Source organism: Candidatus Nitrospira allomarina (assembly GCF_032050975.1).
Classification (GTDB): Bacteria; Nitrospirota; Nitrospiria; order Nitrospirales; family UBA8639; genus Nitrospira_E; species Nitrospira_E allomarina.
The window spans coordinates 1,796,842-1,818,651 of sequence record NZ_CP116967.1 but is presented as its reverse complement, the minus strand read 5'-3'; the positions used below and the strand labels follow the sequence as shown (position 1 = coordinate 1,818,651).

The 21,810-nt window shown below is 51.2% G+C and carries 18 protein-coding genes; 2 read left to right on the top strand and 16 right to left on the bottom strand.

Annotation, left to right across the window (positions count from 1 at the left end):
• Positions 1 to 217 precede the first annotated feature (217 nt).
• Complete coding sequence (locus PP769_RS08100) at positions 218 to 775, top strand: OsmC family protein (RefSeq protein WP_312646515.1); 558 nt, start codon at positions 218 to 220, stop codon at positions 773 to 775.
• A 390-nt stretch (positions 776 to 1,165) separates the two neighbouring features.
• Here PP769_RS08100 and PP769_RS08095 read toward each other — a convergent pair whose 3' ends face one another.
• The 9 genes from PP769_RS08095 to PP769_RS08055 all read right to left on the bottom strand — a co-directional run bounded on the left by PP769_RS08095 (position 1,166) and on the right by PP769_RS08055 (position 12,738).
• Positions 1,166 to 2,650, bottom strand: coding sequence for a DUF4403 family protein (locus tag PP769_RS08095; protein WP_312646514.1), 1,485 nt, complete (start codon positions 2,648 to 2,650; stop codon positions 1,166 to 1,168).
• 986 nt (positions 2,651 to 3,636) lie between these two features.
• Complete coding sequence (locus PP769_RS08090; RefSeq protein ID WP_312646513.1) at positions 3,637 to 4,746, bottom strand: radical SAM protein; 1,110 nt, start codon at positions 4,744 to 4,746, stop codon at positions 3,637 to 3,639.
• Between the two features lie 7 nt (positions 4,747 to 4,753).
• Positions 4,754 to 5,062 (bottom strand): hypothetical protein, encoded by a 309-nt coding sequence (locus tag PP769_RS08085; RefSeq protein ID WP_312646512.1) that lies wholly within the window; start codon positions 5,060 to 5,062, stop codon positions 4,754 to 4,756.
• Between the two features lie 436 nt (positions 5,063 to 5,498).
• Positions 5,499 to 5,882, bottom strand: coding sequence for a hypothetical protein (locus PP769_RS08080; RefSeq protein WP_312646510.1), 384 nt, complete (start codon positions 5,880 to 5,882; stop codon positions 5,499 to 5,501).
• A gap of 41 nt (positions 5,883 to 5,923) precedes the next feature.
• The gene (locus PP769_RS08075; protein ID WP_312646508.1) at positions 5,924 to 6,298 is read right to left on the bottom strand and encodes a hypothetical protein; all 375 of its coding nucleotides are present in this window, start codon (positions 6,296 to 6,298) and stop codon (positions 5,924 to 5,926) included.
• Positions 6,299 to 7,328: 1,030 nt separating this feature from the next.
• Positions 7,329 to 7,955, bottom strand: a complete 627-nt coding sequence (locus tag PP769_RS08070; protein WP_312646506.1) for a hypothetical protein — start codon at positions 7,953 to 7,955, stop codon at positions 7,329 to 7,331.
• Positions 7,956 to 8,175: 220 nt separating this feature from the next.
• Positions 8,176 to 9,015: an alpha/beta fold hydrolase gene (locus PP769_RS08065; RefSeq protein WP_312646504.1), complete on the bottom strand. Its 840-nt coding sequence runs from the start codon at positions 9,013 to 9,015 to the stop codon at positions 8,176 to 8,178.
• A gap of 103 nt (positions 9,016 to 9,118) precedes the next feature.
• Complete coding sequence (locus PP769_RS08060) at positions 9,119 to 10,024, bottom strand: serine aminopeptidase domain-containing protein (protein ID WP_312646503.1); 906 nt, start codon at positions 10,022 to 10,024, stop codon at positions 9,119 to 9,121.
• A 398-nt stretch (positions 10,025 to 10,422) separates the two neighbouring features.
• The gene (locus tag PP769_RS08055; protein WP_312646502.1) at positions 10,423 to 12,738 is read right to left on the bottom strand and encodes a 6-phosphofructokinase; all 2,316 of its coding nucleotides are present in this window, start codon (positions 12,736 to 12,738) and stop codon (positions 10,423 to 10,425) included.
• Between the two features lie 484 nt (positions 12,739 to 13,222).
• On the opposite strand from PP769_RS08055, the gene pyk reads away from it, so the two are divergent.
• The gene (gene pyk / locus PP769_RS08050; RefSeq protein WP_441303060.1) at positions 13,223 to 14,647 is read left to right on the top strand and encodes a pyruvate kinase; all 1,425 of its coding nucleotides are present in this window, start codon (positions 13,223 to 13,225) and stop codon (positions 14,645 to 14,647) included.
• A gap of 416 nt (positions 14,648 to 15,063) precedes the next feature.
• Here pyk and coaBC read toward each other — a convergent pair whose 3' ends face one another.
• The 7 genes from coaBC to tsaD all read right to left on the bottom strand — a co-directional run bounded on the left by coaBC (position 15,064) and on the right by tsaD (position 21,764).
• Positions 15,064 to 16,302: a bifunctional phosphopantothenoylcysteine decarboxylase/phosphopantothenate--cysteine ligase CoaBC gene (coaBC, locus tag PP769_RS08045; protein WP_312646500.1), complete on the bottom strand. Its 1,239-nt coding sequence runs from the start codon at positions 16,300 to 16,302 to the stop codon at positions 15,064 to 15,066.
• 30 nt (positions 16,303 to 16,332) lie between these two features.
• On the bottom strand, positions 16,333 to 16,701 hold the full coding sequence (gene rpoZ, locus PP769_RS08040) for a DNA-directed RNA polymerase subunit omega (protein ID WP_312646499.1): 369 nt from the start codon (positions 16,699 to 16,701) through the stop codon (positions 16,333 to 16,335).
• Positions 16,702 to 16,778: 77 nt separating this feature from the next.
• The gene (gene gmk, locus PP769_RS08035) at positions 16,779 to 17,384 is read right to left on the bottom strand and encodes a guanylate kinase (RefSeq protein ID WP_312646497.1); all 606 of its coding nucleotides are present in this window, start codon (positions 17,382 to 17,384) and stop codon (positions 16,779 to 16,781) included.
• 29 nt (positions 17,385 to 17,413) lie between these two features.
• Positions 17,414 to 18,292, bottom strand: a complete 879-nt coding sequence (locus PP769_RS08030) for a YicC/YloC family endoribonuclease (protein ID WP_312646496.1) — start codon at positions 18,290 to 18,292, stop codon at positions 17,414 to 17,416.
• Positions 18,289 to 18,993, bottom strand: a complete 705-nt coding sequence (gene nth / locus PP769_RS08025) for an endonuclease III (RefSeq protein ID WP_312646495.1) — start codon at positions 18,991 to 18,993, stop codon at positions 18,289 to 18,291. Before nth ends, PP769_RS08030 begins: the two co-directional genes overlap by 4 nt.
• Positions 18,990 to 20,639 carry a GTPase HflX gene (gene hflX / locus PP769_RS08020; RefSeq protein WP_312646494.1) on the bottom strand — a complete coding sequence of 550 codons (1,650 nt, stop codon included), beginning with the start codon at positions 20,637 to 20,639 and terminating at the stop codon, positions 18,990 to 18,992. Before hflX ends, nth begins: the two co-directional genes overlap by 4 nt.
• Positions 20,640 to 20,723: 84 nt before the next feature.
• Complete coding sequence (tsaD, locus tag PP769_RS08015) at positions 20,724 to 21,764, bottom strand: tRNA (adenosine(37)-N6)-threonylcarbamoyltransferase complex transferase subunit TsaD (RefSeq protein ID WP_312646493.1); 1,041 nt, start codon at positions 21,762 to 21,764, stop codon at positions 20,724 to 20,726.
• Positions 21,765 to 21,810 lie beyond the last annotated feature (46 nt).

The following is a 21,810-nucleotide window of genomic DNA, read 5'->3' as shown; positions in this document are numbered from 1 at the left end:
TGCGCAAACCTGCGAACCTTTATTCCTCTACCTAAACCTCCTCACCCGGAAACGGGTGGGAGGTTTTTATTGGGCCATACCCTTTTTAAATAGGAAAGAGTAGAATTCCCGAACATTATTGAGAGAAGGTATCCCGGCATGTGGACTGTCTCTCTCAAGGTGGTCACATATATCAATTATTCATCATAGGTTGACTAATTCATGGAGGTGAATGGCCATGGCTGACGCGCAGATCCTTAATGGTGTCAATGTCGCAGCAGTGAACGAGCTGGTGAAAAACGTCGAGAGTGATCCCAAACTGGGTGAATGCAGGTTTCACATCAAAAACACCTGGAGTACGTGTGGGCAAAATCAATCGAAGGTCTCAAGCTTTTATGCAGCCAAGCAGGAAATTCCCCACGACGATCCATTCACCCTGAATGCTGATGAACCCTCCATTCTGGCCGGGCATGATACCGGTGCGAATCCCGTTGAGCACCTGTTACATGCGTTGGCGGGATGCCTGACGACCACCTTGGTGTACCATGCTGCCGTGCGGGGCATTAAAATTGACGCATTGGAATCGGAACTCGAGGGTGACCTGGATATCAGGGGATTCCTTGGTCTCTCGAATAAGGTCAGGAGCGGGTTCGAGAATATTCGGGTCAATTTTAAGGTCAAAACCGATGCGGAGAACATTGAGAAGCTCAAAGCTCTCAGTAAACTCTCACCGGTGTTCGACATGACGTCCCATGGCACCAATGTTCAGGTGAATATCGAGAGAAAGGAGTGTTGAAAGAGGCCGCCAGCGGCGTTCTCGCCCCTTGGCCGTGCTCACGTACTCCTTCGTACGCTCCGCTCGTCCAAGCGGCTGCGGCCTTTCCTTCGAGAAGCCTCAGGACAGGACTGGACGGACCTTTTTAACCACTCCACTATTTTTCTCTGGTGAGCCTCGTTGACTCCTAAGCTGATGAAGCGGCGAAATTTTTCTAATATTCAACAGTCCCAGAAAATAAACCGTCGAAAGAGAAAGAGATTGAAGGAATTGACAGCAGGCGGAGTCGGCGGATGAGTGATGGCAGAAGCTGACCTCTTTTTCGATTGATGAGCCGACTCCAAAACCCGGGGGTGCGCCAGCCAAATGCGTATTCATATTCGGCTGGCGCACAAGTTATGCGAGGCGCACTTACCGCTGGGTAGGCGGCTGAGAGAAAATGGAAATCTTGTCCGGCGTCTTTCCGGGCATGCTGCGGGTTGCCAACTCCACTGGCGCGGTCAAATTGGCGCTTCCTTCCAACAGAATATCAGCCACGAGCGCCCCAGGGATGGAATAGGCGCGTTGGGGTTGCTGCTGCCCTATCGTTATTTCCCTGGTCACGTCGCCGCTTGCATGTGTACCTGTGATCGCCGATTTCATCTTTGCAATTCGGTCGGACAGATCAACCCGTGTTGCTGTTTGTAATTTATCTCGTAATTGTTGGTCGATGATCTTCCAATACCCCACCTTGATATCTTCCAACATAGTTTTCGATTCGCTGGCCATCTGAAGGTCAGACATCGTCATCACAGACCCCTCGCCTTCCAGCTGCGGTGTTCCCCAATAATAGATCGTGCCATTAAGATCTCCTGTGGTGTTGATGGTGAACAGTGCCTTCCCCCCGGAGTCTGACGCCGTGGCTTTGTTGATGACCATGTCGACGTTGGGGTCTTTAACGGGTTGGTGCACCAGCCTCTCCTGCAGCTCTCGGTTTACCTCGGAATATGGCACGCTCACGGAGGCTAAGACTTTATACGGCTTCCCCTCAAGGAGGGCGGCGCCGGAGGTGATTTTCATGACTTCGGCGGTTGGCTTGGCGCACGAATTTTCAAAAGTCGCCGTCGGGGTTTCGTTGACGACGATAGGAATAGTCGTCCGCTGCACGGTACCCTTCAGGGTTCCGATGGCCATTTCTGTAGGTTTCCCATAGATGCAGGCCTGGGTGTTGAACTTCACCACATTTACGGCCACCGGCGCTTGTAACTTCGTCCAGACCTGTTCCAAGGGAACCTGGTACCCGCTTTCTTCCACGGCCCGTGTCATGCTTTCGACGAGCATGGGGGTATTCAGGAGCTCCGCCAGTTGATCCTTGACCGGAATATTGAACATGTTGCACTTACTCTCGCTCTCAGGTTTGAGGTCGATGTCTATTTGGGGGCTTTTGAGGCGCAGGACGAGCGCATTACCTTCTTGTTCCAACTCAAGTTTCCCGGTGGTATTGAGGATGGGAAAGACGGGATCTAAACGGCAGCCGCGGGAGGCGGTGTTGGCCTCAATATCCCCTCTGTAGGTGGAATGGATAGTCACCAAACCATCCTGAATGGTGACTTGGGGCTCTGCTTCTCTGACGAAATCCCACCTGTAATCTTTCTGTAACGGATGAAAAGCTTCGCTGAAGTGTTCCGGCATGGACGCCTGCAATGTCTCTTCCAGGGGGGTCAAATCAAGGACAAGCGTAACGGGAAGCGCTGAGTCAGGAAGTTGAACCTCGGGCACCTCAATCGCGTCGGGAGTCGGTGGGGTAAATTGCTGTGGCGGAACCGGTTTGGCTGTGTAGGGCGGTATCGTATGGCTGCATGCGACCGCGACCAACAGAAAGGGTAGTAATGCAATGCATCTTTTCCAGGTCCTCATGGTGTACTCCTTGGGTATCACAACCCGTTAACATAGTAATAAGTAAATTCCTGACAAAAACTTGGATGTCCACTGGCCTACCGGCCAATGGGCTTGGGTATCGGGCATTCTCTCCTTTGTGTGGTACTGTGTTTCACTGAAATTTGAACTGACCTGCCTATCCGACATCTGCCTATTTCTTCAATCCTTAAATATCAAGTTCACTAAAGAAAGGCGATGGATAAAAGACATGCAGGTGGGGAAGGAAATATTCAACCCCATGGAGAATATGGAGGAGGAGGCTGATACCGGGATTGTGATTCAACGAACAGTTAAGAATCCACTAAGGCGCGTTTGACATACCAAGGGTGAGAGGGCGCTGATGGGAAAACGACGGACTTATTTTGTTATTGGAAAGGGACAAACGCCTCCCTTCTGTGAGAGGGAAAAAGTGGCAGGAATTTTCATTGAACAGCTGCCCCTGCCCCTATCACCTCAACTCAGACGGGCATTTTCTCTGCTGTACCGTCGCCTGCCTACATTTGGGCGCACCTGATAGAATCTGGAAATTAAACGCATGATGTTGTGTTGATCTGGAGTATCTGCCTCGAAGTATTCTTAGAAATGTGCAACAAGATTAGGAAAGTCAGGCCAATTATTGGATGAGAGAACCTGAAGGAATTATGGATCATACAAAATACAGGGTTCTACGCCCCACAGCGCTCAGCATTCTGAATCGATGAATCCTGATGAGGTACTTAAACGTTTGAGGATAGCAAGAACGAGGTGGGAAACACCCTCCACAAAATTGTCATGCTGAGCAGCGCGAAGTCTGGCTGAGTCATGGCCTTGTTAGGTTAGGCTCAGATCTTTCGTTTCTCAGGATGAAAAGCAGAGGCACACAGCCAGATCCTTCAGAATGGATTCGTCAGATATTGACGGTGTTCTGAGGCAGGGTTACGCAATGGCCCAAGGGCGGCGGAATGTCGGTGAACCAGGTGCGCCCTTCAATGAGGGACATGACCGACAGGATCTGAGGCCATCGTCCGCAGACGGTCACAAGCCCCGGTATCACCTGACTGGCTCATGATGTCGCGAATCTGCCATGGCGAAAAACGTGAGGCGGCGGCTTGGATATGTTGATACCAGTTCAGGACCGGTTCATCCTCATTAGTCACCGCCTGTTCGTACACAAGCTTGCATAGGGTGAGGAACGCGGCGTAATCGCGAGACAGCCACGACGCGGCTAATTCCGGCAGGCGAGCATTTCTGATATTGCCCCACGACCAGGCGCGCGGGAATCCGTACTGGAGAGGTGAGACCTCTCCACTGCTTTCAATGACCAACGGGGCGATGATGTCTGCCACGGTCTGCTCGCCACACACCTCCGCTTCCCGCACAAAAACGCGAGTCGGATGCTCGAGCAATGCAGGGATCGTGGCAAGATCGATCTGGACATCGATGACATCTTTGTATTGTTCCCGGATCCGTACGGCTTCGACCACGGCTGCCGCATTTTCCTCGGCATCAGGCAGGGAACCGTCAAGCGTATACACGGCCCGGCCGACGGGTTCGAGCGGATGGAGTTGCAACAATTTGGCGCCTTGTTCAACCGCAAATTCTGCGACCCACTCCAACTCGTGAACGTTGTGAAACGTGAGGGTAAAGATAAACCCGAATCGAATGCCGGATGCCCGCAAGCCCTCAAGTTTGGCGCACATGTCATCGAATGCGCGGGGAGAATTTCGCATGAGGTTATGCGATTCGGCTACGCCATCAAGGCTGATTGCGATGAGATCGCAATCAGCCTGTAAGATGTCCAGATGGCGTTGATCCAGTAACATGCCGTTTGTGGTGACCGTGGTGGCCAATCCCGCCTCATGCGATACGCGAAGCAGTTCCCCTAGCGCCGAATACAACAGAGGTTCCCCGCCCGAAACCGACATGACCACGTACCCGAGCGTGGCTGCATCAACCACAACTGTCCGCAGCGTATCGATATCCACTTGTTCGGAGACGTCCGGCCCGGAATCCGAATAACAATGCAGACACTGCAGGTTACAGCGTCTGCCGGGGTGGACTTGCAATGCGGGATATTTACCAGCCGGTCCCTGCATGAATCATCTATCCTCGTCCGAGTGTGAAATTGACCTGGACGACCTCAGGCCGTGGTGGTTGGCCATGAATGAGGATGTTCAGATCGCGCAACTCTTTCAATTTCGTCAGCGTGGCCACATGAGACCTGAAGTTGCCGATGTTCGCCTGAACCGTGCCAAAAATTACATCGGGTCCCGGTTGGCCAACTTCATGCCAATCAATGATTTTGACACCCCGTAATTTTTTCTTAATCGTTCCCGCTGCCTGACTTAATTTTGCAGAACCCCGTCCTGCCAACTTTACCTTTGAAGCCACGCGCTTCTTTGCTACAGCCATCAGATACCTCCTTGTGTTGGTTGGTTCATGCCCAAAACATTGAAATGAACACTAGCAGTTTTGAAACCTTACAACTTTTTAATTTAAACGGCAAGAATATCAGTGAATCAAAATTTGATTAATTACTTACACAAATGTGGTGCATTGCCGTATTCATATTTTTTAGGAAGTGATGAATGGAGAAATGTTTGTGGCATTTCGATCACAAAAAAACATTCGTATCTCATGAAGGACAAGGACAATCTACAAGCCCTCGCCCTCGGCTTGCGGCGAAGTCAGGCCCGCATCAGTCGGGCCTGCCGCCGGAATCTCCAGGGTGGAACACACGCAGCGCATCAACATCCAAAAGAGCTCAGCGCAATTCCGAGAGGGAAAATTCCCATCAGCGTGATTGTTTTATAGAGTTAAGAAGAAAGGAGGAGAGATCAGTGGGAAATTAGGGGGATAAGAGGCAGGAGTTCTCAGCGTATTCAAAGGACTTCTCAAATTCATTTCTTGCCTGTCGATAGTCTTCTTCGGCTTCAATCAATTCCTTCGTTCGTGCCGGGGCCTTCCAGGAGGCCTGGTTGCAGGCAACAGCTCGTCCCACGCTAAAGATTCCACCTCGTGCACACACCGCTAAGTCTGCATAGGCTACGCGCTCCCGGCTCCTGGCTGATTGTAATGTCCGTTGGTAGGCACTGAAATTCTTTCGAGCCTTGATCACTTTTTCCATTGCGAGGCCACAGGAAGGAGAATACGGCTCGCTGCCGGCAGGACACGTCCAAGCGAGGAAAAGCAGAAGAGGGAGACCGATACCATACAAGGATTTGACCATCACAGATTGACTCCCGATAGAACGTTCACGACCCTCGCGTGGGGTTAGGGCTCACGCAGACAGATCTGCCTGGCCTGTTGAAATAATTCTTCAAACGTTTTTCTCTTCTGCCGGTATTGGTCTATGGCCGCCAACGCGAACGTGTCGGGTTTCGGGCTGTGCCATTGCGACTGAGAACACAAGACGGATGTATCCCCACCACCCCGGCTCCCGGCAACACAGGCCTCCGCTTCACCATATGCCCCGGATTGATGGGCTCTTAACATTTCCATGGTCCGACGAAATGGAAGGAGCGCTTTCCGGGCTGTTTCACCCCTTTCTAATACGATCTCACAGGATGGCGAATAGAGCTCGGCAAACGTCGGCGTAGCAAACACGATCGCAAGGCTGAGGATGGCGAGAGAAGAAAAAAGTTTCATCTTCAGTTCCGGTTCAGGACAACTGGAAGAAGCCTTATATTATCACTCCTTTGGCATTGAAGGACAATACCTGAGCAGAGCTGAATGGTCGGTATAGGGAGACGTCCCAACACTATTCACCTTTCCGTCCTCGTTTCAATTTGAGATGTTTTTTAGTCTTTACTTAATAAATTCTTCGACAAACCTGAACTCCCCTTTTTCCCACCGGATATCATGTAATTGTAAACGGAATTCGGCCCTTGCAGGGCAATACCCATTGTCCTTAGCAGGTAACATAAACAAGGAGGAGATCATGGAACTTTTCGGGATACTTTCTATTATGTTGGGGATTATTGGCATGATCGTGATGCTGAAGGGAAAGCGTCCTCAGGACCCTTCTTCCACCGATCAGGTCAAGATGTCGTAGGTCAAATAGGTACCTTGGGAACGTTTAAAGGGTTTGCACCCCGTCCTAATCGGCATCAACAGCATGGCTATCGTCCAACACCTGTATTTTGAGACATTCCAGCGTGGATGAGAACCAGGAGAAAGGAGTGATCCATGAGCACATTTATTTTGGCGTTGACTGTAAGCCTTGGCATTACGGCCGGTAATGTCTACCTCACGGCAATCATGATGGGGGGCAGTGGCTGGACGTGAACATCCAGCCATGTCCTTGCGCTGAACACGGTCAGCCCATTCCCTGAAAAAACCGGGTTACCACACCCATGGTACATGCCTTCATCTAGAAGCCATAAGAATCAGTTAACCCCGCCGATCGTGTTAAGGACGGTTCACGTCAATTCAGGTGGAGCAAAAGGTACAAATTCATCCGGGAATCGAGGAATGCGTGAGGCCGCATCAGTTTAAGGGCAATTCACAACAGGCCTCGGCGTCCCTCGCACCTCCTGTTTAGCAAGACCCGCGATCGAAACGAATCTTTCCATAGCTATCGCCCGGAAACATCCCTTCAAGCCTTCCACAGTCCAGGAAATTCCGTGGAGCGTCGTAAACAGCTCGTGAAACCTCTACTCACCGTGACTGCGAGCGTTTATGCTTTCACGACCAGTGCGGGATAGCGAGCCTGCACGGTGTACCAGTTCCATTGCCCGCCCGCCGTCTGCGTGATGGCTCCCCAGACCTCTGCCGATGGCGGCACGTTCCTGAGCACCAGCGACACCGTTGTCTGTCCACTGAGCGTCCGCGGACCGCTATTCGCCATCGTGCCGCCTCCGGCGTAACCGGATAGGTCGAACGTCGATGACTGTCCAATGACCTCAATCGTGAACACCATGACGTAAGTCGAGACGGCCGTAATCCCATAGGCCTTCGGCTCAAAATGCATGGACACGGCGGGGTCTCGGGTGGGCGACTCCCGACGATCGAATCCGGCATACGGCTTGGCCCCACTCGAAGTATTCACATCCACCTGAACAATGGTCGGCCTGATGAGAGTCAGATTGGTGCGGCCACGACCAACGGTCTTGGCGGGGCTCAAGGTCTCTATCGGAAAAACAAAAAAGCCGACATTACGCCAGCCGGTGACCGGTTCGAACAACTCCTTGAGATCCTTCAATGGCAGGTCTGATGGAAATTTGGCGGGATTCACCTTGCGTTTGTTGATTGGTTCAGGCTCGGTCGGTTTCGCAGGTCTCTTGGATGGTTGTTTCTTTGTCATGATGACTCTCTTTGTGGTGGGTGAAGTCTGTTCGCCTCCCATTTCCTGACCGGGAGATTGCGCTACTCTACTCTTTCCGTCTTAAAAATCAACTCCCCCGCCAACGAGAGAAATCGTGATTGAGATGCCCAAAACAGGTTAAGAAGCAGGGGTGCTGAATCTTGTATGGCTTACTATTGGTGCAGATGCCGTGAACTTGCCCATACGGGAAGGCGGTCAGTCAACGGGAGGGTCTGAGTATATTAAGGATTTCTTGTAGCATCGCCTCCGGGTTTTCCATGCAGTCATGACCAGCGCGAGGAATTTCCTTGATAGACACGAAGGTATTCCCTGCCTCTTGTGCAATGCGTTGTAATGCTTCGGCTTCCCAAGCCTCGATGAGAGGATCATTTTCCCCCCTAAGCAGCAGCATGGGTAATGTGACCCGGTTTATCTGTTTGTATGCCATGGCAGAATATGCCTCCGGTCCCATCATGTGCCACCACGTTTTATAGGTAAAGATTTCATCGTGCAATGGGCTCCGGCTTGGCCCTCGGGCCTGGTAGATCACCACCATTTCGTCATGGTCACTGTGAGAAGGATTCTCGCCTAGAATAGACTTGGCCTGTGCATACAATTCCTCATAGCTCGGAGTACTTTTCCATTTGGTCAAACGCTTTCTCTGTGTATCGGGGATGGCATAATGCGTCCCCTCGAGAATGAGCCCTTTGACATTGGGAACGTGGCGATTCCCCGCCCAGTGCAGGACCATACTGGCACCAAGGCTATAGCCTAAGATGAAAATATGATGAAACCCTTCTTGAGTCAGGAAGTCCACTGCTGCGTCTATATCATGGATCGTCTCATCGAAAATCCCTCTTCCGTTTATTTGCCCGGCGAATGCCAGCCTGGTGTTAATGGAAAACGACGAAATATCCCGCTCCCGGAGCGCCTGAGGAAGAAGGCGAGGAGTTCCTCGTGCCAGAAAGTTCCCTAGCAAACCATGCACTTCAATGACAATTGGGTTCTTGAGGGTGTTCGTATCAAGATTATTTTCTTTGATGACCAGATGCCCACTCATCAAAAAGCCATCGTGTGTTCGAAGCCGGAACAGTCTTTGGTGAGGGTGGATCATCGGAATCTTTGGTAGAGAGATTTTCGGACAGTCCCGAAGAAGGGAAATCTTATTCAAATCGTTCCTGAATCCATTGGACTACCTCTTGTCCGAGTTCCTCGTGCTTTCCAGAAAGATCGTGCCCGGCTTCAAGGTGGAGCATGGTCACATCCGGGTTGCCTGCTGTTTTGGCCACATTTCCCAATGCGTCACACTCCTGTGGGTCAATCATCTCATCAAATTTCCCGTGAACTAACAGGACCGGCACTTTGATACCCCCTATATGTTGGTACGCTTTGGGACCCTCGGCTTCAGGTCCTGCTAAGGCCCACCAGGTTTTCAACGTATAGATTTCTGAATGCTCCGGTCGGAGTGTTGGGCCATGCGCCCGCTTGACGACAATGGTTTCATCATCGGGTCGATCGTGCCCTGGATTTGGATCATGCAGTGGTTTGGCCTTTTCATAGACTTCCTGGTAGGAAGGTTGACTGCCGAATCGTGTCCATCGTTTCCGGATTGTGTCGGGCAAAGAATACGCTGTGGCAATGGCAATAATTCCTTGAATGTCAGGAGATGGGAATTGTTGCTGTTGCAGCGCGCCATAGCGAATCGCCATGGCTCCTCCCAACCCATGTCCTGCAAGAATAATTTTCCGAAAGCCCATCTGTCGAAGATAGGTACACGCAGCATGGATTTGAGGCATCGCCTCGTCGAAAATACCAAATCCAAAAAATAGGCCCAGGTTGGCCATGATGGTATTGATGGTAATGGAGGAATACCCATACTTCGCTAGAATGTACGGAAGATCATGCTCGGTTTCATCCAGGAGGTTCCCTAAGAGTCCATGGAGTCTCAGTAAAACAGGCTTGTTCCGGACATGTTCATCGTGCGTGACAAGATGATAATACAGCGCATCAATTTTGTGCTTTTGGAAAGGAATGGAAATGATGGTTCCAGACCAACTATCGACCTTCACGTTTCACCCCTCAATACTGCGATGACCATGTCTATTAGTATTTCACGTTACCAAAACCTGAATGCCCTGACCATGACTTTCATCAAAAACCAAATGGGACTTTTCTGGAAATCGCCGGATCCGATTTGTTGAGGATTGGAGGGTGGGCCTCAATTGGCGTTGTGACAATTTCCGAACATTACTTTTAGGAAAAACCCTGTTGTAGGATTTGTTCGCATAGGCGGGAACTGAAAGGACCAAGAGGCCGGATGGGTTCTTTGACGATACAGGCTCATATGAACAGCCTAGGGCGCAGGCTGGCAAGCACTCAAATTTTTACCCGCGTCAGCCATACACCCGGCGAAATGAAATGCAACTCATCGCACGCGGGCTCGGCGACATAAGGAACATCCCTTTTTTTAGACCAATTCGGTTCCGTGCATGCGCGCGAAGAGTTCCCAATCAAAGGGCTTGGGAGCCACGGCATGCAGAGGAATGGGCTGAATGGTTCCTGGATCGCGGTAGGCTAACATGCAGCCGATGACCTGTTCCGGTTGTTCGATCAACCGCCGGATGGCCTCGTAGGCGAAGAGTTGGGCCATGGTTTTGTCGACGGGAGTCGGGAAGGCGCCTCGCAGGGTATGGCCAAGAATGGTGGCCTTGGTCGCCACCGAAAGAGGGTAGTGCCCTGATCGGGTTTGCAGATGCGTCCATTGGGCAATCCTACTCCCGAAATAATCCACCAGGCCATGGACTCCCCCTTCAGGATGGTACTGGTGCGGGGTGCGTTCGGCCACGATAATAATATGGCTTTTGTTCCGGACGCCCAACGTCTGTTTTAGTGTGCCCAGAACCACCTCCTCGATATAGGCATTCGGATCAGGATGTTCATTAACCAACAGGCCTTCAGCTCGTGCCTGGTAGGCACACATAAGCGCCAGGTGCCCTGATCCTGCCCCCATGACCTCCACAAAAAACACACTGCCCATGGCCGCGCTGGTTGCTTTCAGCGACTCGATGGATTGGTTGGCCAGGGCGACAGCCGATTGAACCCCGAGTGAGGTGGTCCCGGCGATATTGTCGTCGATCGAACCGGGAATCCCCACGACCTGGATGCCGAACCGTTCATAGATGGCGCGAGCCCCACGCATACTTCCATCACCTCCCATCACGATGAGCGCCCCATCCTTCATGAATGGTTTGAGATGATGAATGGCGGCCAGTTGGACCTCCTCATCTTTAAAATCTTCAAACCGGCTGCTGCCAATCGGGCTGCTGGCATGATTGCTCATGCCACGTGTGTCCTGTTCCGTCACCAACTCAATCCAATTATTTGCCAAACCCAGAAATCCGTGTTGGACGAAATAGACTTCCAGGCCTAATCGATTCCCTGTCACACGGAGTTCCTTCAATGCTGCACCGGCTCCGGCAAAATCCCCACCGGAGACCAGAGCGACAATTCGCCGGATTTGCCGTGGCTTCAGCGTCACCTTCTCCCGGCGGCTCTGTTCCACGCTCATCCAGGCCTCGCGGACGGCCCGTTCACGTTCAGAAAGACCGACGGCCGTGGAGTAGCCCGATAATTGCCCATGCTCATAGGTGAGGAGGACGACGTTGTCCTGTCCTTCCTTATAGGCTCCAAATTCGGAAAAAGCCTCACTGAACGGACGTGGGTCGAGAAAAATTAAGAGCGCTCGTAGAGTTGAGCTGTGCGTATATAAACACAGCACTTTTCCCTGGTGACTCTGGCCTAATTGATGGAACCCATCGACCAACTCCACATACAGCTCAAAGAAGGAGTGTCCTCCCGGATAACTATACAGCGGATGCTTAATCAGACGCTGGGCCGTCTTCGTGTCGACCCCAAAGGCCTTGGCGGCTTCTTCAATTTCAATTGTTTTCTCAATACCGGTGGCCCATCCAAAGTCTTGTGATTCCAATGCCCATTCCGTGATGGGCTCGGTGGTCTCGGCCGTCTCGGGAGACAGGATGGAGACGACCCGTTCAAAAAGCTGTCGGGTATTGGGGCTTTGACTCACCATATGAACAAATGATTTCGCATCCAGGTAGTTGTCGAGCTGCAGGAAATCCAGTTGTTTTCCGACCAGGCCCAAGGTCCGGACCAGGGCGGTTCCGATGGCGTCAGCCTTGGGAATTCCCCGCTCGGCATCAAGGACATTCTTCAACCGTCGCCCCACGCGGAACTTCTTACTATCCATCCGGGAGACGCCGTGGCGCATCGTGAAAAACAGCGTGCGGGCACTTAAATCCCTCGGCATCAACCAATAGCGGTCATCGCCGATATCAAGGACAATCCGACCCTCAGCCAGATTGGGCGTCATATGCTCGCGCGGGACGATCGCCACCGGTCGACGTCGGATGGGTTTATTCGTAGCACCGATTGGTGCCCGGAATAACGGAGAAAGCTCGCCCTGAGCGAGCAGTTGATTCCACGCCGCGAAAAACACCAACTCATCTCCACCGCAGGCCTGCTGGATCAGCGCCTGTCTTGCCCCTCTGTAAGCCGCAGCATTGGCAAATCCTTTTTGGGCATCCCGGACAAACAGTCGTAGGGCAGCCATGGCCTCCAACACCCGTTGCGGACGATCTTCCAAGAAAGCTAACGGGGGATGAGGCTCTGCCCCCTCTACCGGCGGTCGCCTGGCAATAACCTCGCCATATTTTAGCAGCCCATTAATTGTGACAAAATCCAGAGTCTCGGCTTCCGCTTTCATCTATTCACCTCTTCCAATCCTTCAGCGATTCTTGATCTCATATAAATCTTGTCCCATCATCATAATATTATCCCACCTAATCGACAACACAAGTCCTCGCCATAGACGTTTGATCTGTCTCCTGCCGATACAATCATTCTCTGCATATAGGTTCTCACGGTGGTGGAAAAGGTCCCCTTGTGTCACGCATCAGGTATAATGAGCCCACCCCAACCGACCATGGTCAGTGATCGACCCTGCTAGAGTTTGACGCTAAAGTGGGCTACACTTCATAAGAACCCACAGGGAGGTGGGATATCTTCTGCGCCGAACAGCATTCCAGCAACACGAGTACCTTCAATCCTATAAATCTCAAACAGGAGTTGGGCCTCCCCATCTCCTTGGACGCCTGCGTCTGATGCCGCTCTCACAGGAGGCACGGGTGCCATAGGATCTGACTGATGAAATTGGAAGGTGATGGGATCGTTTTCACAATTGACGAGTATTGAAAGCTGATAGGGAACCATTCATGCAAAAGACCAAAATCATCTGCACGATCGGACCGGTGACCGAATCGTATGAGATGTTGCGTAAAATGTACGACGCCGGTATGAACATCGTGCGGTTGAATATGTCCCATGGCACCCATGAATCCCATGCCAAAGTGATCAAACACATTAAAACGCTCAATACCAAGGTCCCCTTTCCTATTCCGATTCTTTTAGATACCCAAGGCCCTGAAATCCGGACGGGAGATTTATCGATTGATCTTAATCTCCAGGAAGGCACGATCGTGTCGATTTCTGCGCGGGGGCCGATGGATGTGGAAGAAAGCTCCATTCACATCAACTATGCCGATTTAATGGAATCCGTGAATGTCGGCGATAAAATTACCGTGGATAATGGGTTGATCAATTTTGAGGTCCTTGAAAAACAGGATCGCCTCATGCAGTGCCGGGTCCTTGATGGGGGGGTCTTGAAAAGCAAACGCCATGTCAATTTACCGGGAATCCGGGTCAATCTCCCGGCGATTACGCAAAAGGACGAAAAGGATATTGCCTTTGGTTTGGCCGCCGATGTGGATTTTATTGCTCTGTCCTTTGTTCGGGAAGCGAAGGATATCCAACAACTGAAACAGTTGATGGGGCACAAAGTGGGGAGGGTGAAAATTATTGCCAAGATTGAAGATCAGGAAGGAGTTCGCAATCTTGAGGATATTATCCGGGAATCGGATGGCATTATGGTGGCTCGCGGAGATTTGGGGGCAGAAATCAACCTGGAGGATCTGCCGAATGTGCAGCGCAGAATTGTGCGACTTTGCGCGGAATCCGGCAAGCGCGTGATTGTGGCAACTCATCTCCTGGAATCGATGATCCATAATCCCATCCCCACGCGTGCCGAAGTCACTGACGTGGCGAATGCCATTTATGAGGAAGTCGACGGGGTGATGTTATCCGGAGAAACCACGGTCGGAAAATATCCACTGAAATGCATCGAATATCTCCGAAAAATCTCCATCAAAACCGAAGCCATTCCAGGTTTGCAGTTTGCGAAACAGTTAAAGCTGACGACCGACAAACAACAATTAGCCACCGCTGCCGTCCAGCTCGCGGAAGGACTACACGCCAAAGGGATTGTCGTGATCACTCGACGAGGTATCATGGCGGATTTGGTCTCGAATTGTCGTCCATTTTCCACGAACATTTATGCTTTCACGAACGGGAGTCAATCCCGTCGAACGATGACGCTCAATAGAGGCGTCTATCCCTTTCGGATCGACTTTAGTTCAGACCCGGAGAAAACATTACAAACCGCATTTCGGATTTTAAAAACCCGTGAACATTTTCAAATAGGAGACAAGGTCGTGATTATCTCAGACGTGTTGGCGCAAGAACGGGTCGATGGGATTCAAATCCGAGCCATTCCCTAAGGCAGGCCATTTGCCCAGCCACCCGTCAGAAATTTCTTCAGATGGGGCCCTTTCCTGACACGTTCCTGCTGGGAAGGCTTCAAAGAAAAGCCGATACTTTTTTTCTGAACCGGGCCGGAGGAGAGGAGCTAGATTCTTCGGATAGCCAGAAGAATCATGGAAATAAGCCAGGCAAAAAAGACGATATTGATGAAAAATCCCTCCATACTATTTTTATCGGCTTATCAGCTCCTAAAGTTAAGTTTTTTCTTGTTCTCTGCAATTCTTGTTTCATTTTTTACTCATTTTCGCCATTTAGCCCAAAAATCCATTAGGACCTTTGACCATTCACACACAAGAGATGTCCTTTGGCTTTAGAGACGTTGTTCCATCTCCATGGAGAAGGGTGAGAAGACACCCTATCAGGTGAGCACAAACTATGACGTGGGTGAAGACAGGGTCTTCTGCCTGAAAGGCTGAACCGGAAGGGATAGGATACGGTCTAGAAGGGTATCCGCCAGCTGTCGTTTCGGCATTCGCGGGATGTGATGCGGGGCGGCACCCGGCGTGAGCACATACACCTCATTGGTATCATTTCCAAAAGCAGACTGCTCTCCGCCGACGTGATTCACAATCAGCATATCCAGATGTTTGCCGGTAAGCTTGGCCTGTCCATGCTCAATAAGATGATCGGTTTCAGCCGCAAAGCCAATCAGGCGTTGGTGTGTACGCTGGGCGGAGAGTGCCATTAAAATATCCGGCGTCCGTTCCAAATCCAATCCTTTGCCCTGCCATTGGTCTTTTTTTACCTTCTGTGCATGCGCCTGTTTAGGGCGAAAATCTCCCACGGCAGCAGTCATCAAGAGCGTGGTTGCCCATTCAAATCGCGCCGTGAGCGCTTGTAACATGTCTTCTGCGGTGACTACCGGAATCACGGTTACGTTCTTCGGAGCCATTAACTGGGTGGGACCGGTCACTAAGACGACCTCGGCCCCACGTGCGGCGGCTGCCTCGGCCAAGGCAAACCCCATTTTGCCTGATGACCCGTTACTGATAAAGCGCACGGGGTCAATGGGTTCCTGGGTAGGTCCTGCCGATATCAAGACACGCTCCGCTTGCCAATCCGTTCGGCGACGCAACAGGTCAACCGCGGTCGACATAATGCTTTCCTCCGCAGCTAAACGCCCCTGTCCCCATTCTCCAGAAGCCAAGGCCCCGACTGCCGGCTCGACCAGGACGACCCCTCGATGACGGAGGGTCTGAGCATGGGCTTGGACCGCCGGATGGGCCCACATTTCTCCATCCATCGCCGGACAAATCATCACCGGACATTGAACGGTGAGCGAAAGGGTTCCGAGCAAATTGTCGGCTAACCCCAGCGCCAATTTGGCTAAGGTGTTCGCAGTACAGGGAGCCACAATCAACAAATCGGCTTGCTCCGCTAAGGACAGGTGCTTCATGTCCTGATGGCCCGCAAAGACATCACTTGCCACCGGATTCTGTGACAGCACTTCAAATGTCAGGGGGGCAATAAACCGGATGGCTGAATCCGTCATGACCACATGCACGCTGGCACCGGCTTGCGTCAACAGGCGTAGGAGTCCAACCGCCTTATAGGCGGCAATACTTCCCGTCACTCCCAGAATAATCCGCTTACCTGCTAATTCGGTGCTCATCTTCCGCATTCTTTCGCGAAACGATTTCAGCTATGCTTCTTCAGGTTCGACCACCGTGCCAAGATGTTGAGCCGTGTCATCAATATACACACTCAATTCTTTTTTGATCTCTTGCGCGTTTTCATCCGGTTGTGCGTAAAGAGCCGGATCAATGGGACGTTCATTCGCGCGTTTGGCATTTTTAATGGCCTCTTTAGCTTCCTGGCCAATTAAATACGGAACCTGCCCGTTGAGCACTTCTTCCAGGGCTCTTGAGGTGTCTTTCGAAAATTTACTGGCTCCATACGGCTCTCCACCCCGAACCAATTGTTTGGCCCGCTGGGCGGCAATCAGCACAATCCGATACCGCGAATCAAATTCTTTTTGGTGATGTTGGGGTAGTAACGATAATGCTTCCATTGAATATCCTCTTTCCTTTCTGTGAAAAACACATGTTCCTGATGATTCTACACAAATCAATCCCATCAATGCAGCAATTACCGGAACACATGCGCGGCATCGATATGGATGGTTCGAATACGTTCAGCCATAATGACGGATTGGAGTTCCTCGATGGCCTGTTCCAAGGTTTCATTACGAATCGTATATTGGTATTCCGAATAGCTCCGCATCTCATCCTGGGATTTCTGAAACCGACGCTCCTGCTCGTCCGTTGTATCCGTCCCTCGATCGACCAGACGGGTCCGAAGCACCTCTATTGAAGGAGGCAGGATAAACACGGTCACGGCTTTTTGAAGCGTTTTCATGACCTGCCGCGCACCCTGGACATCGATATCCAATAAGATATCCGTATTGGAACCGGACTCTTGCTCCAACTCTTTCCAAGGTGTTCCGTATAATCGCCCATAGACTTCGGCATATTCAGCAAATGCGTGCTCGGAAATTTTTGTGTGAAACTCCGTTTCCGAAATAAACGTGTATTCCTTGCCATCCGTCTCGCCCGCCCGTGGCTTCCGGGTGGTGTACGAAACCGAAAGGCGAATGTCGGGAATCGTCTTCAATATATGCCGGCAGAGCGTTGACTTTCCCACTCCAGAAGGACCTGATACGACAAATAACAATCTTTTTCCCGTGGCTCCCACCGTTCCTCCGACGTTATGACATAAATGGATTATTCAATATTTTGGACCTGTTCACGGATTTTCTCTAATTCACTCTTTAAATCCACAACCTGCCCGGAGATCTCGGAGTCGCTCGCCTTTGATCCAATGGTATTGACTTCCCTTCCCATTTCTTGGAGAAGAAAATCAAGCCGCTTACCCACCGGGCCTTTGGATTTGAGTGTGGAACGAAATTGTGTCACATGGCTTTGCAACCGTGTTAATTCTTCCGTCACGTCTGATCGCTCTGCCAACATGGCGATTTCTTGAGCAATTCGATCGTCGTTCACCCGCTCCCCCTCTAATAACTTGGCGACACGAGCTTTCAAACGATCCGAGGACACCTGCAATGCAGATGGAATGCGTTGCTGAACCACATGAAGCCGGTCTTCGACTATCTGAACACGCTGCAAGAGATCTTTTTGTAAGGCAGAACCTTCTTTCTTTCGCATTTTCTCTAAATCGGTCAAGGCACGCTGGACTAACCCCTCAACGACCTTCGGGACATCCTTGATCACCGGAGGCTCCTCACTGGTGGAAAATAGATCCCGAAATCCTGCCACCACATTCACATCCACCGTTCCACTCAGCTTGAATTCCCGTTGCAAATCCCGCAACCCTTGTATATACCGCTTCGCCATGGCGCGATCTAATTGGACAATCTTCGTAGCTCCAGACCCTCCACCATTCATGGTCACGGTCAATTCAATGCGACCACGCTCGCAGGCGCGCTTGACTTGCTCTTTCAGTTCCAACTCCATATGAGACAGAGACTTAGGCAGACGCACCATCAACTCGCAAAACCGATGATTCACAGATCGCACTTCAACCCCCACCATGGTTCCCTGATATAGGGATTCACGTTTTCCAAAACCGGTCATACTTTTCATGTTGGCTTTCGTTTTCCTTCCCATCCACAGTCTGAATCAAGCACACAATGAGCACACTTTGGCGTTCTGGCCAAACACACATATCGCCCATGAAGTAGGAGGCGTTGAGCCCCGTTCGTCCATTGCGATTTTGGTAAGAGGCGTTGAAGATCCTCTTCAATTTTGGTCGGGTCTTGGCTTCTCGTCAATCCGAGGCGATTGGCTACCCGCTTCACATGAGTATCAACCACAATGGCAGGCTCTCCCACAGAACTCCCCAAAATAACATTGGCTGTTTTTCGTCCAACGCCGGGCAGGGAAGTTAAGTCCTTCATCGTTCCGGGGACCATGCCGTGAAAACGCTGCACCAGAGCTTGGCCACACCCAATGAGATGACGCGCTTTATTTTTATAAAATCCTGTTGTCCGAATGAGCGCTTCTAATTCGGCTGGATCCGCACCGGCATAATCCTGTGCCGTGCGATAGCGGGCAAACAGATTCGGGGTTACCTGGTTGACTCTCTGGTCTGTGCATTGGGCCGAAAGAATTGTGGCCACCAACAACTCAAGCCGGTTGGAGGAATCTAATTCTACTCTCACGTCAGGAACGGATTGATCCAAGGCGGCAAGGATCCGACGTACTCGCTTTTTCGCTTCTACCGGCGATTCCATCGGGGATCGTGCTGTTCTGAGACGACTCATCGGTGACGCAAGACCGCTCATGGAAAGGTCTCGGCTGGAGCCGGAAGAGTATAGAGAGGCATCTCCTGACACTTCCCCGTCCTGCCATCTTCTGCCTGAAGGCCCCGAAGCAGGGACGTGAGTTCTTGCTGAATCATAAGAAGGGACGCATCTTGTAACGCCGATCCCCCCATTCCTCCATAACGCTGACAGAGGAGTTGTAGGTCTTCTTCCACCATCAAATCGGCTTTATTAAAAAAACGCAGGCATGGGATGTTTTCAAGCCCTAATTCCTTCAATATATTGTCTACCGCAATAATGTGCTGCCCAGGATCGGGGACATGAGCATCTATCACGTGGAGCAATACATCGGCCTCTTGCAATTCCAGCAAAGTGGTCTGAAATGCCGCCATGAGGTCTTTTGGCAAATCCCGGATGAATCCTACGGTATCCGTCAGAATGACGTCGCCTAATCCAGGTAAATACCAGCGGCGATTGACCGTATCAAGTGTCTCAAACACACGATCCTTTACAGAGACTTGGCTCTTTGTCAATGCATTTAACAGGGTCGACTTCCCCACATTGGTATAGCCAATAATGGAAATAATCGGAAGTCCTCGCTTCATGCGCATTTTTCGTTGTTCCTGACGACCATGTGCCATAGACTCCAGGTCCCGCTCCAATCGTTGAATGCGCTCGCGGGCACGACGTCGATCCGTTTCCAACTTGGTTTCTCCAGGCCCTCGTGTGCCAATTCCGCCCGCTAACCGGGAAAGAGCTGTACTGGATTGGGCAAGTCGTGGTAGCAGATACCGCAGCTGAGCCAGTTCAACTTGTATTTTCCCAATGGAGGAATGGGCCCGCTGTGCAAAAATATCGAGAATCACTTGTGAGCGGTCCAAGACCCGCAGATCCGTGATTTCCGAAATACCCCGTACCTGAGCCGGGGTTAAATCTTGGTCAAAAATCAAGGTATCGGCACCGGATTGGAGCGCACGAATCGCCAACTCTTTCATCTTTCCCGAGCCAACGACAAACTTCGGATGGATCGCTCCCAACCGTTGAGTGATACACCCTAAAACTTCAACGTCCTGGGCACGCACCAATTCTTGTAATTCCTGAAGACGACCTTCTTCCGAAGCGGCATTCCCTGTGCTGACACTAACCAGGAGCGCCCTGCCCTCCCGAACACCTTCTCGTAACCCTGGATTCGAGCGAACAATTTCTTGCTCCAACGATTGAATAAACTGCTGGCAATCCAACTGAAACGAGTGAAAGGCACAAGGCGGTAACTCCACCGTGGTTCGTCCCTTGATGGGGTTCGAAAGAATGTGCGCCACATAAACATCCCGAAGGCTCCCATCTTTTCCCACACCAAGCGCCATAATTAAATCCAATCGAAGAAGAGCTAGGTCGGTCAGATCATCCTGCGTCAGGGGTTGATTATTGAGGTGGGTATGGACTAAACGAACCCCTCGCAATAACCGAAGGCCTGACCGGGTCCGCGAAAGATGGGGAATAACCAATTCGTGGTGGTCACCGATTAAAACCGATTCAATTTGGCCTTGTCGATTGACCAAAAGCCCGATTTGCCGTCTCGTCTCATAGGTGAGTTCGGCACATTCCCGAGCCACCTCCGGGGTTACAACTTTTTCTGGAGGGATCCGTCGACGATAAAGACGCTCCATTCGGCTAATGTGATTAGCCTTTAACCCATGAAGATTACCGAGAACAACAGGAATGATTCTTCTCCTTTTGCGATATCATCTGAGTCATTGAGAAGGAAGTCCAGCCATCGCAGACTCATCATATTTACATTGCAACGTAGAAATCGCATCCACATCCCATGCTGCTCTTTCCTTCCGCTTAAGTTTTTCCAACCCCGCGGCTGCAATCATGGCACCATTGTCTGTGCAGAGCGCGCGTGGAGGTAGAGTCACATGCAGCCCTAATGTGCGAGCCCGCTCCTCAAGCCTCAGGCGAAGGCGAGAGTTTGCAGCCACTCCTCCCACGACAGAAATCCCTTTCACATCATATTGACGGGCAGCACGACAAAGTTTCTCTACCAGCACATCCACAATAGCCTCCTGGTAACTGGCCGCGATATCAGCAACGGGCAAAGGAGAATCCCCCTTTTTTTGTTCATCCCGAACAAAATATCGAAGGGCGGTTTTCAGCCCACTGAAACTGAAATTGAAATTTTGGCTTTGAAGAGTTGGTCGGGGGAATAATACATATCGTTCATTCCCCTGTTGGGCAAGCCGGTCAATTGCCGGACCACCCGGATAAGGAAGCCCAAGCATTTTGGCGCCTTTATCGAACGCTTCTCCCGCTGCATCATCCATCGTCCATCCAATGAACTGATATTCTCCACGATGAGGAACCAATGCCAAATGCGTGTGCCCACCGGATGCAATCAAGACCATGGCCGGGGTTGGGAAATCTTGATTCGATAACCATGCGGACGCCAAATGCCCCTCCAAATGATTCACTGTCACCAAGGGAATTTTGGTGGCAAACGCCAGGGCTTTAGCAAAATTTACTCCAACGAGTAAGGCCCCTACCAATCCTGGACGATTGGTGACCGCTATTCCCGTTAATTGGGAAAGAGAAACATTGGCCAGACCCAAGGCTTGCCTTGTCAGAAGTTCCAGACACTCCATATGACGACGCGAAGCCAGTTCCGGGACGACTCCCCCGTAACGGGCATGCACCTCAACCTGAGAATCCAAAATATTTGAAAGGATGCGACCTTCCCAATCCAACACAGCCACGGCTGTTTCATCACAGGAAGTTTCAATTCCTAAAATCACTTAAAACCCCTTTTCGGCACAAAAATTAATTTGGCGAAAAACAACA